The sequence below is a fragment of the Methylobacterium sp. yr668 genome, from assembly GCF_900116245.1.
Lineage (GTDB): Bacteria > Pseudomonadota > Alphaproteobacteria > Rhizobiales > Beijerinckiaceae > Methylobacterium.
The window spans coordinates 94,722-105,942 of record NZ_FOZY01000006.1; the positions used below are offsets into that span (position 1 = coordinate 94,722).

Consider the following 11,221-nt stretch of genomic DNA (forward strand, 5'->3'; position numbering starts at 1 on the left):
GGCTCGGGGCGGGCACCGCCGATCGGGCGAAGACGGACGAGCGGGACCCGTCCGGTTACGCCGGGCGCCGTCGTTCCGGGCCGAAGATCTGTATCCAGCGGCCGAAATCCGCCGTGGCGGCGCGATTTCTCGCTGCGATGCCACATAGGTAAGTGACGCTTAATCACCACGGTGGCCTATTTTGTGCGTCGCAACGGAACCGTCGCGGCGAAGGAGCATTGGCCGTGGTTGAGATCGTGACAGCCGTGCCTGCCCGGTCGACTGCCAGACCGGGGCATTCCGCCCGGCCAGGATCAATGCTGATGCTCGATGCGCGCCGTGGTGGTCCCTTCGCCGAGTGGTCGTCCGGCGAGGGGAACGGCGTCGGTCCCGTACCGGTTCCGGCCCGGCCGGCCTCGCTGCGCCGCCGCATCCTCTACGCGACGCCCGAGATGGCGGATTTCGTGAAGACCGGCGGCCTCGGCGAGGTCTCGGCCGCCCTGCCCCGGGCCCTGGTCCCGCACTACGACATCCGCGTCCTGATCCCGGGCTACCGGCAGGTCCGGGCCGCCTTCCCGGAGATCCCGGTCGTCGCCCGCCTCGAGGGCTTCGCGGGCATTCCCGCCTGCGACCTCGGCCTGGTCGAGGCGGCCGACGGCCTGCGGATCTACGTCCTGCTCAGCCCCGACCTCTACGAGCGCGACGGCACGCCCTACGGCGACCAGCACGGCGATTTCGGCGACAACGACCTGCGCTTCGCCCGCCTCAGCCTCGCGGCGGCGGACCTCGCCACCGGCGCCGATCCCGACTGGGCGGCCGACATCCTGCACCTCAACGACTGGCAGGCGGCCCTGGCGCCGGCCTATCTCGCGTGGCGCGGCCGGCGGGTCCCGAGCGTGCTGACCATCCACAACCTCGCCTACCAGGGCCTGTTCCCCCGGGACGCCCTGCCCCGGCTCGGCGTGCCGGACGCGGCCTTCCAGGTCGACGGCGCCGAGTTCTACGGACAGCTCTCCTTCCTGAAGGCCGGCATCTTCTACGCCTCGCAGGTCACCACGGTGAGCGAGACCTACGCGCGGGAGATCCAGACGCCCGAGCTGGGCTGCGGCCTCGACGGGCTGCTGCGCACCCGCGCCGGCCAGGGCCGGCTCGCCGGCATCCTGAACGGCATCGACGAGAGCTGGGATCCGACCACCGACCCGCACCTCGCCACGCGCTTCGAGATCGACGACTGGAAGGGCAAGCGCGCCAACACCGAGGCGGTGCGCCAGCAATTCGGCCTCGCGGTCTCCCGCGGGCCGCTCTTCGCTATCGTGTCGCGCCTCGTGCACCAGAAGGGCATCGACCTGAGCCTGCAGGCGGCCGAGACCATCGTGGCCGGGGGCGGCCAGCTCGTGGTGATCGGCCAGGGCGAGGGCCGGTTCGAGCAGGCGCTCCGCGGCCTCGCCCAGCGCCATCCCGACGCGGTCGGCGTGCATGTCGGCTTCGAGGAGGCGCAGGCCCGGCGGATGTTCGCCGGCAGCGACTTCCTGCTGATGCCCTCGCGCTTCGAGCCCTGCGGCCTCGCCCAGATGTACGCGCAGCGCTTCGGCTCCCTGCCGATCGTGCGCCGGACCGGCGGCCTCGCCGACACGGTCGAGGACGGCGTGACGGGCTTCACCTTCGGGGAGGCTTCGGCCGCCTCCTTCGGGGCGGCGGTGCGGCGGGCGCTGGAGGCCTTCGGCCAGAAGAAGCGCCTCAACGCCATGCGGCGGCGGGCCATGGCGGCCCATTTCGGCTGGGACCGGGCCGCCGAGGACTATGCCGGGCTCTACGGCCGGGCCATCGGCAACAGCGTCGGGCTGCGCTGGCGGGCGGCGTAGGGATTTCTCGCGGGCCCCCCTGCGGGGCGGGGAGGTCCGGTCGGGTCAGATCATCTCTGCCAACGGCGCGGGCGCTTCCCCTCGCGCCGCTTCACCGCGCCCGTCGTCCCGGGGCGTCGCAGCCGGACCCGGACGGATATGCCGGAGGGGGGCAACCCGGACCGCCATCGGTGCGGACCTTGACCGCCGGCGGGCCTGGATCCCGGGCTCCGCTGCGCGGCCCCGGGACGACGCGGTGACGCCTGGGCGAAGGCGAAAGTCTCCTCACTCCTCCAGCAGGAAGATCATCGTGGCGAGCGGCGGCAGGGTCAGCGACAGGCTCTGACCCTGGCCGTGGCTCGCCTGATCGTCGGTGTGGCGGCCGCCCTGGTTGCCCAGGTTGGACCCACCGTAGACCCCGGCATCCGAGTTGAACGCCTCGCGATAGAAACCCGCCTTCGGCACGCCGATCCGGTAGCCCTCGCGCGGCACCGGCGTGAAGTTCGACACCACGATCGCCACCTCGCCGGGCTTGGCACCCTTGCGGGCCCAGGCGATGACGCTGTTGTCCTGGTCGTCCGCCACCAGCCACTGGAAGCCGGTATGCTCGACGTCGCGGCCGTAGAGGGCCGGGGTCGAGACGTAGAGCCGGTTCAGGTCGCGGATCACGCTCTGGACACCCTTGTGCAGAGGATCGTCCAGGAGGTGCCAGTCCAGGCTGTTGTCGTGGTTCCACTCCCGCTCCTGGCCGAACTCGCCGCCCATGAACAGCAGCTTCTTGCCGGGATGCCCCCACATGAAGCCGTAATAGGCCCGGAGATTCGCGAATTTCTGCCAGCGGTCGCCCGGCATCTTGCCGAGCAGCGAGCCCTTCCCGTGCACGACCTCGTCGTGGGAGAGCGGCAGGATGAAATTCTCCGAGAAGGCGTAGAGCAGCCCGAAGGTCAGGTTGTGGTGGTGGTAGCGGCGATGGATCGGATCCTCCTGCATGAAATGCAGGGTGTCGTGCATCCAGCCCATGTTCCACTTGAAGCCGAAGCCGAGGCCGCCCGTGTAGGTCGGGTGCGAGACGCCCGGCCAGGAGGTCGATTCCTCCGCCACCGTGATCGTCCCCGGGGCGTGGCTGTAGGTCGCCTCGTTGGTCTTGCGCAGGAAGTCGATGGCGTCGAGGTTCTCGTTGCCGCCATAGCGGTTCGGGATCCACTCGCCCTGGCGGCGCGAGTAGTCGAGGTAGAGCATCGACGCCACGGCATCCACGCGCAGGCCGTCGAGGTGGTAGTGCTCCAGCCAGAACCGGGCGTTGGCGGCGAGGAACGTCGCGACCTCGGTCCGCCCGAAATTGTAGATGTAGGTGCCCCAGTCCTGGTGGAAGCCCTGGCGCGGGTCGGCGTGCTCGTAGAGGTGGGTGCCGTCGAACAGGCCGAGCCCGTGGGCGTCGAGCGGGAAGTGGCCCGGCACCCAGTCGAGCAGCACGCCGATGCCGGCCTCGTGGGCCGCGTCCACGAAGGCCGCGAAGTCCTCAGGGCTTCCGAAGCGGCTCGTCGGCGCGAACAGCGAGACCGGCTGATAGCCCCAGGACCCGTCGAACGGGAACTCGGTGATCGGCAGCATCTCGATATGGGTGAAGCCCAGATCCTTGACGTAGGGGATCAGCCGGTCGCCGAGTTCCTTGTAGGTGAGGTAGCGGTTGCCCTCCTCGGGCACCCGCGCCCAGGAGCCGAGATGGACCTCGTAGATCGAGATCGCCGCGTGGCGCGGGTCCTTGGCGCCGCGGGTGCTCATCCAGCCGGAATCGCGCCAGTCGAAGTCGCCCGTCCCGTGGGTGACCGAGGCGGTCTCCGGCGGGTGCTGGGCCGCGAAGGCGACCGGGTCGGCCTTGAGCGGCACCAGGGACCCGTCGGGGCCGCGGATCTCGAACTTGTAGCGCACGCCGGCCTTGAGGCCCGGCACGAACAGCTCCCAGATGCCGCCGTCCTGCCAGAGGCGCATCGGGTGGCGCCGCCCGTCCCAGTCGTTGAAGTCGCCGACGACGCTGACCTTGCGGGCGTTGGGCGCCCAGACGGCGAAGCGGAAGCCGTCGATGCCGTCGAGCTGCCCCGACTGCGCGCCGAGCATCCGGTAGACGAGGTTGGTGCCAACCTCGCGGAGCGCCGCCACGTCGTACTGCTCGATCGAGGAGCCGAAGCCGTAGGGGTCGTAGCGGCGGCGCTTCGTCCCGTCCCAGGACTCGACCTCGATCTCGTAGAGCGGCCGGTGCTCGCCCTCGACCTTGGCGACCCAGAACCCGTCCGGATGGCGCTTCTCGAAGGGCGCGGTGCGGCCGTCCATCACCAGGGTGGCGGCCCGCGCCTCGGGCAGCACGGCGCGCACCTCCCAGGCCTTCGGCCCGACCCGGTGGGGCCCGAGCACCGCGAAGGGGTCGCCGTGGTTGGCGGCCATCAGCGCGGCGACCGCGTCCGGGTGGACGCTCGGCGGCTGCGCGGCGCCGGAGCCCGGGACATCCGCGGTCCGCGCCGTCCCCGTGCCCGGGTCGGCCCGTCGTGCGAAGGTCTCGTCGATCGCCGTCATTCAGATGCTCCGGGCTCGTGTCCGTCCGTGTCCAGAATGGTGAGAACCCCACGGGCGGGGATTTCGATCCAGTCCGGCCGGTTGTTGGCCTCGTAGTCGACCTCGTAGAGCGCCTTGGTCAGCAGGCAGAGGCGCAGCAGACGGGTCCGGCTCTCCGGATCGGTCACCGCCGCCCGGGAGCCCTCGACCGCGGTCTCGTAGCCGGCGAGGAACGCCGCCTCGATCATGCCGCGCCACGCGGTCGCCGCGTCCCGCGCCCGCTCCTCGGAATCGGCGAACCGCGCGGTGATCTCCCGGATCACCGTCTCGGCGCCGTACGCGAAGGAGCGCATCAGCCCGGCGACGTCCCGCAGGGGCATCGACTTGGCCCGGCGCTCGTCGGCCGGCCGCGAGGGCTCGCCCTCGAAATCGACGATGATCAGGTCGTTCTCGGCGACCAGCACCTGGCCCAGATGGTAGTCGCCGTGGATGCGGGTCTTGTGGGCGCCCCGGACCGGCGCTTCGGTGAGCGCGGCGATCAGCGCCTCGACCTCGCCCCGGCGCTGGCCGAGCTCCGCGCAGGCCGGCTTGCCGGCGTCGAGGCCGCGGTCGGCGAGGCCCTTGAGCGCCCGGAAGGCGCGCTCGGCCTGGTGGCGGGCGTCGCGCGCCAGCACGGCGAGGTCGTCCCCGGTGAACGGCTCGGCCGCGAAGGCCGGGTCGTCGGTCTCGATGGCGAGCGCCGCGTGCAGCTCGGCGGTGCGCCGGCCGAGCAGGTCGGCCCAGGGCCGGTGGGCCTGGAACGCCTCCTCGGGGGTCGCGGCCTCGCTCTCGGGCGTGAGCACCACGGTCTCGAAGTCCCGGCGCAGGCCCTCCAGCATCAGGGTCCAGGCGTCGCCCTGGTTCATCACGAACTTCTGCAGGACCGCCAGGGCGGTCCGGGTGCCGTCCTCGGCGACGTGCTCCAGGGTGCCGAGCAGGGCGGGGGTGTTCGAGAACCCCGCCTTCTCGGTGAGGAAGCGCCCGACCTCGATCTCGGGATGCAGGCCCGGCTGCAGGCGGCGCAGCAGCTTGAGCATCATCTTCGAGCCGATGGCGATCGAGGTGTTGCTCTGCTCGCCCGAGAGCCGGCGGATGTCGGCCACGTCGACCGTGACGTCCGGGTCGAAGGCCGAGGTGACGGCGAAGACGAGCCGCCCGGTCTCCGTGGGGATCTCGCGGGCCTGCCGCATGTCGTCGATCAGGCAGGCGGCGAAGTCGTTGGAGCCGGCCGCCCCGTAGAGCAGGCCGGTGCGCGGCCCCCGGCGCACCCGCGCCACCGCGAAGGGCATGAGGGTCTCGTCCTCGCGGCCCTCCTCGACGCCCACGGGCACGAAGTATTCCTGGGTCTCGCCGCTGGCGAGCTGCACCTGCAGCCGCGGCAGCAGGAAGCGCGCGCTGCCGTCGACGTCCTTCAGGGCGGCGCAGTCGACGACCTTCGTGGCCTTGATCCGCGAGCCCTTGGCGCCGAACCAGCGCCGGCTCGTCAGGAACGGCGGCACCACGGTGCGCTCGAAGGCGACGCGCTCGCGCCCGCTCATCAGGGTCTCGATCCCGCCGGTGAGCACGAGGGTGAACAGCTCGGGCGGCTCCTGCTGCGGGCCGATCACCCCCGACCGGGCGGCGCTCAAGGAGAACCAGTAGAAGCCGTAGGACGGCAGGGTCAGCAGGTAGGGCAGGTCGCCGATCGGCGGGAACTCGGTGCCGCCGGTCAGCTCGATCGGCACCGCGGTGCGCAGCTCCGACAGGTCGAGCTGCACCGCCTGCGGCGCGCGCGACAGGTTCGCCACGCACAGGATCCGCTCGTCCTCGTGCTCGCGGATCCAGGCGAGCACCTTCCGGTTCGACGGGTACAGGAACTGGATCGTGCCGCGCCCCAGCGCGACGCTGTTGTTGCGGATCGCGATCATGCGCCGCGTCCAGTTCAGCAGGCTCGTCTGGGCCTGGGTCTGCGCCTCGACGTTGATCGCGTCGAACCCGTAGATCGGGTCCTGGATCGCCGGCAGGAACAGCTTCTGCGGGTTCGCCCGCGAGAAGCCGCCGTTCCGGTCGGGCGACCACTGCATCGGCGTGCGCACGCCGTCGCGGTCGCCGAGGTAGATGTTGTCGCCCATGCCGACCTCGTCGCCGTAGTAGAGCACCGGCGTGCCGGGCATCGACAGGACGAGGGACTTCATCAGCTCGATCTTGCGCCGGTCGTTCTCGAGGAGCGGCGCGAGGCGGCGGCGGATGCCGAGGTTGATCCGGGCGCGCCGCTCGGCGGCGTAGAACGACCAGAGGTAGTCACGCTCCTCGGCCGTGACCATCTCGAGCGTCAGCTCGTCGTGGTTGCGCAGGAAGATCGCCCACTGGCAGCCCTCCGGGATCTCCGGGGTCTGGCGCATGATGTCGGTGATCGGGTGCCGGTCCTCCCGGGCGATCGCCATGTACATCCGCGGCATCAGCGGGAAGTGGAACGCCATGTGGCACTCGTCGCCGTCGCCGAAATACTGCGCGGTCTCCTCGGGCCACTGGTTGGCCTCGGCGAGCAGCATCCGGTCGGGGTAGCTCGCGTCCAGCGCGGCGCGGATCGCCTTGATGACGTCGTGGGTCTCGGCGAGGTTCTCGCAGTTCGTGCCGTCGCGCTCGATCAGGTAGGGGATCGCGTCGAGCCGCAGGCCGTCGACGCCCATGTCGAGCCAGTAGCGCATCACGTCGATGACCGCTTCCAGCACCTTCGGGTTGTCGAAGTTGAGATCCGGCTGGTGACTGTAGAACCGGTGCCAGAAATACTGCTTGGCGACCGGGTCCCAGGTCCAGTTCGACGCCTCGGTGTCGAGGAAGATGATCCGCGTGTCCTTGTACGGCTCGTCGGTGTCCGACCAGACGTAGAAGTCGCGCTCGGGCGAGCCGGGAGGGGCCTCGCGGGCGGCCTGGAACCAGGGGTGCTGGTCCGAGGTGTGGTTGATGACGAGCTCGGTGATGACCCGCAGACCGCGCTCGTGCGCGGCCTCCACGAAGGCCTTGAAGTCCTCCATGGTCCCGTAGGACGGGTTGATGTCCCGGTAATCGGCGATGTCGTAGCCGTCGTCGCGCAGCGGCGAGGGATAGAACGGCATCAGCCAGATCGCCGTCACGCCGAGATCGCGCACGTAGTCGAGGCGCTGGGTCAGGCCCTCGAAATCCCCGATCCCGTCGTTGTTCGAGTCGAAGAACGACTTGACGTGGATCTGGTAGATGATGGCGTCACGGTACCATTGCGGGTCGCTGCGATCGATCATCGCGTCGCTGCCTCATCGGTCGAGTCTGACGGGACCGGCGGGGGACCCGGCCGGGGCGCGGGCGGCGGGCCGCCGCGCGGGTGCGAGGGTCGGCGACGGGAATTCCCGCCGCCGCATTCAAGGGCCATGGCCGAGTGCCACGCGCGGCCTCAGCCCGCAACCCGCCGCGGCGCCCGGAGGCGCCAGATCACGCAGGATCGCTCGGCCGGATCGAGGGCGATGCGGTGGGTCTTGCCGCGCAACTCGAACGTGTAGCCCTGGAGCAGGTCCTCGACCTCGACGGCGCCGTCGTCGGGCAGGCCGAACAGCCAGAGCGGCACCTCGTAGGTGCATTCCTGGCGGTTCTTCGGGTCGAGGTTGACCATGGTGAAGACGCAGTTGTCGCGCTCCGGCGTCGCCTTGGCGTAGGCGATGATGTTGTCGTTCCAGGCGCCCGTGAAGGTCACGTTGCGGAAATCCCAGAGAGCGGGATTCTCGCGCCGGATCCTGTTGAGCTTGACGATGTGCTCGCGGATGTTGCCCGGCCGGTCGTAGTCCCAGGCCTTGAGCTCGTATTTCTCGGAGTTGAGATACTCCTCCTTGCCCGGGTACGGCGCGGCCTCGCACAGCTCGAAGCCGTTGTAGATGCCGTAGACCGACGACAGGGTCGCGGCGAGCGTGCCGCGGATGACGAACCCCGCCCGCCCGCTGGTCTGGAGGAAGTACGGGTTGATGTCGGGGGTGTTGGCGAAGAAGTTGGGGCGGTAGTACTCGCCCATCTCGCCGGCCAGCTCCAGGGCGTAGTCGGTGAGCTCCTGCTTGGTGTTGCGCCACGTGAAGTAGGTGTAGCTCTGCTGGTAGCCGGCCTTGGCGAGCTTCTTCATCATCTTCGGCCGGGTGAAGGCCTCGGCGAGGAAGATCGCGTCCGGGTAGCGGCCGTTGACCTCGCCGATCACCCATTCCCAGAACGGGATCGGCTTGGTGTGCGGGTTGTCGACCCGGAAGATGCGCACGCCGCGCGCGCACCAGCCGAGCAGGATGTCGCGCAGCTCGATCCAGAGCGAGGGCAGGGCGCCCCCGTAGAAGTGGACGTTCGAGATGTCCTCGTACTTCTTCGGCGGGTTCTCGGCGAATTTCAGGGTGCCGTCGGGGCGCCACTCGAACCATTCCGGGTGGTTCTTGATCCAGGGATGGTCCGGCGAGCACTGGATCGCGAAGTCGAGGGCGATCTCCATGCCGTAGGTGTGGCTCGCCGCGACCAGCCGCTCGAAATCCGCGAGCGTGCCGAGGTCGGGATGCACGGCCTCGTGGCCGCCCTCCTCCGCGCCGACCGCGTAGACCGAGCCGACATCGCCGGGCTCGGCCTTGAGGGTGTTGTTCTTCCCCTTGCGGTTGGTCCGACCCACGGGGTGGATCGGCGTGAAATAGAGAACGTCGAAGCCGAGCTCACGGATCTCGGGCAGGCGCCGGATGACGTCGTCGAAGGTGCCGTGGCGGTTCACGTCCATCGACTGGGAGCGCGGGAAGATCTCGTACCAGGCGGAGAACCGGGCCGCGAGGCGGTCGGCGATCACCGGAAGAGTCACCGGATAGCGGGTCAGGTTCACCCGCTCGGCGTTCCGGCGCACGAGGCTCGACGCGTCGGAGGCGAGGATCCGGTCGAGCTGGGCGGCCGAGCCAGTCTCCTCGGCGGCGAGCGCGGCCACGAGCGCGGCGAGGCGCTCGGCGTCGCGGCCGCCGCGGGTCCGGGCGAGCGAGGCCGCGGTCCCGACGAGCGCCACGCCCTCGATCGTCTCGAGCCGCACGTCGACGCCGGCGGCGCGCTTCTTCAGGGTGTCGCGCACCCAGGACGAGAACGCGTCGCGCCACGCGATCAGGGTGAACTCGTAGCGGGCGTTCCGCTCCAGGGGGAAGTGCCCGGCCCAGCGGTCGTTGTCGACGAAGACCATCGGGTCCTCGCGCCAAGTCTCGCCTCCAGACGCCTCGGTGCCGGCGACCCGCGACAGGATCGCGGCGTCGATGATCTCGTGGCCGTCGGAGAAGATGTCGGCCTCGACCCGCAGGGACTCGCCGACGATCCGCTTCACCGCCGAGCGACCGCCGTCGATCTCGGGGCTGACCGCCTCGATCACCACCCTTCCCTCCCCGTCCGGGGTGCCGCGCGCCGGCTGGCGGGCGACCTCCTGGGCGCTGGCCGCGAGGATGCGCAACTCGCCCGGCATCAGGTCGATGGCGCTGCCGGGATGGAACGCGATCGGCTCGGCCTCCGGGGTCCGGTCGACGAAGACGCCGAGCATCCCGCCGGTGCGGGCGACGAGCGCGCCGGCCTCGACCGGCACCGGCCGGTCGGTCGGGTTGTAGAGCACGATCAACCCGTGCCGCGCCGAGGCCGGGTGGCCGGTGTCGAAGCGGGCGAGCGCCACCAGATCGCTGTCGGGGGCCGAGATCCGGATCTGCGCGCCCTCGACATTGGCGGCCGGCAGCTCCGCCCGCAGGGCGTTGATCGCCCGAATGGAGCCGGAGATGTCGATGCCGGTCTCATTCTCGCGGTCGCGCGGGGTGGTCTCGACCACGTGCAGCGCCCGCCGGTAGCCCCACTCGTAGCCGATCGGCATGAGCACGCCGGCCGAGAAGAAGGCCGCGAGCGCGTAGCGGGTGCGCAGATGCGCCGCCACCGCCTCCGGGCCGCCGCCGATCTCGGCGGCGAGCCGCGTCATGTCGTGGTTCTCGGGGAAGGCGATCGAGGGGGCCAGCACCCGCAGGCGCTCGTACTGCTCGAGCGCCCAGGGCTTCCTCAGGTCCCACCACGCGAAGGAGTTGAACAGATAGTCGAAGCCGGCGCCGGCCGTGGCCCGGGCCTCCTCGAAGGTGCAGCCCAGGGTCTCGGCGGCGAACAGGCAGGCGGGGTCTTGGCTCTTGGCCTGCCCGATCAGCACCCGCCAGGTCTCCGGCGGCACCTTGTAGGCGGCGTCGCACCGGAAGCCCTTCACGCCGAGGCCCTGGAGATGCGCCACGTAGGCGCCCCAGATCCGGGTGAGTTCGTCCCGGGCGGAGGGGGTGTGGTAGTCGAGCTCGGCCAGGTCGCCCCAGACGGTGCGGATCGACGGGTCGTCCGGGTCGACGGCGGCCGGGTGCATGATCGAGCCGTCGGGCTCCTTCATGAACAGGTCGGGCCGCTCGGTGGCGAGCCGGGCGTTGTCGGCGGTGTGGTTGATCACGAGGTCGGTCATCACCGACAGGCCCAGCGCCGCGGCGGCGGTGCAGAACCGGCGGATCTGCTCGTCGTCGGGCGTGCCGTCGGGATCGCGGAAGCGCTCGTCGAGGCGCTCGGGGTCGGCGACCGCGTAGAGGCTCCGCGAGCCGCCGGTCTGGTGGAACGGGTTGAGGTAGACCCAGTCGAAGCCGAGGGCGGCGATCCGCGGCAGCTCGGCCGTCCAGTCCGAGACGCGCCCGACCAGGAGCGGGAACAGGTTGTAGATCCGCGGCCCCTCGGCCCGGGGGGCCAGCGCGGCCGGCAGGACGGCCGCGGCCCCGGACGTCGCAGCGGCTTTGGTCGGTGCGTTCATGCTGCCTCTCGGC

Annotated in this window: 4 protein-coding genes; 1 reads left to right on the forward strand and 3 read right to left on the reverse strand. The window is 70.6% G+C overall.

Annotation, left to right across the window (positions count from 1 at the left end):
* Positions 1-302 precede the first annotated feature (302 nt).
* Positions 303-1,841 (forward strand): glycogen synthase GlgA, encoded by a 1,539-nt coding sequence (gene glgA / locus BM419_RS09735; protein ID WP_091926395.1) that lies wholly within the window; start codon positions 303-305, stop codon positions 1,839-1,841.
* Between the two features lie 264 nt (positions 1,842-2,105).
* On the opposite strand, the gene glgB is transcribed toward glgA, so the two are convergent.
* The 3 genes from glgB to BM419_RS09750 form a co-directional block, all read right to left on the reverse strand.
* Positions 2,106-4,388, reverse strand: coding sequence for a 1,4-alpha-glucan branching protein GlgB (gene glgB, locus BM419_RS09740; protein WP_091926309.1), 2,283 nt, complete (start codon positions 4,386-4,388; stop codon positions 2,106-2,108).
* The gene (gene treS / locus BM419_RS09745; RefSeq protein WP_042672719.1) at positions 4,385-7,663 is read right to left on the reverse strand and encodes a maltose alpha-D-glucosyltransferase; all 3,279 of its coding nucleotides are present in this window, start codon (positions 7,661-7,663) and stop codon (positions 4,385-4,387) included. The genes glgB and treS overlap by 4 nt, the downstream gene beginning before the upstream one ends.
* 149 nt (positions 7,664-7,812) lie before the next feature.
* Complete coding sequence (locus BM419_RS09750; protein ID WP_091926310.1) at positions 7,813-11,208, reverse strand: maltotransferase domain-containing protein; 3,396 nt, start codon at positions 11,206-11,208, stop codon at positions 7,813-7,815.
* Between the last annotated feature and the right edge of the window lie 13 nt (positions 11,209-11,221).

Bases quoted from the DNA above. Each gene is read 5' to 3' on its own strand.
- glgA (WP_091926395.1), top strand. From the start codon at position 303: ATGCTCGATGCGCGCCGTGGTGGTCCCTTCGCCGAGTGGTCGTCCGGC.
- glgB (WP_091926309.1), bottom strand. From the start codon at position 4,388: ATGACGGCGATCGACGAGACCTTCGCACGACGGGCCGACCCGGGCACG.
- treS (WP_042672719.1), bottom strand. From the start codon at position 7,663: ATGATCGATCGCAGCGACCCGCAATGGTACCGTGACGCCATCATCTAC.
- BM419_RS09750 (WP_091926310.1), bottom strand. From the start codon at position 11,208: ATGAACGCACCGACCAAAGCCGCTGCGACGTCCGGGGCCGCGGCCGTC.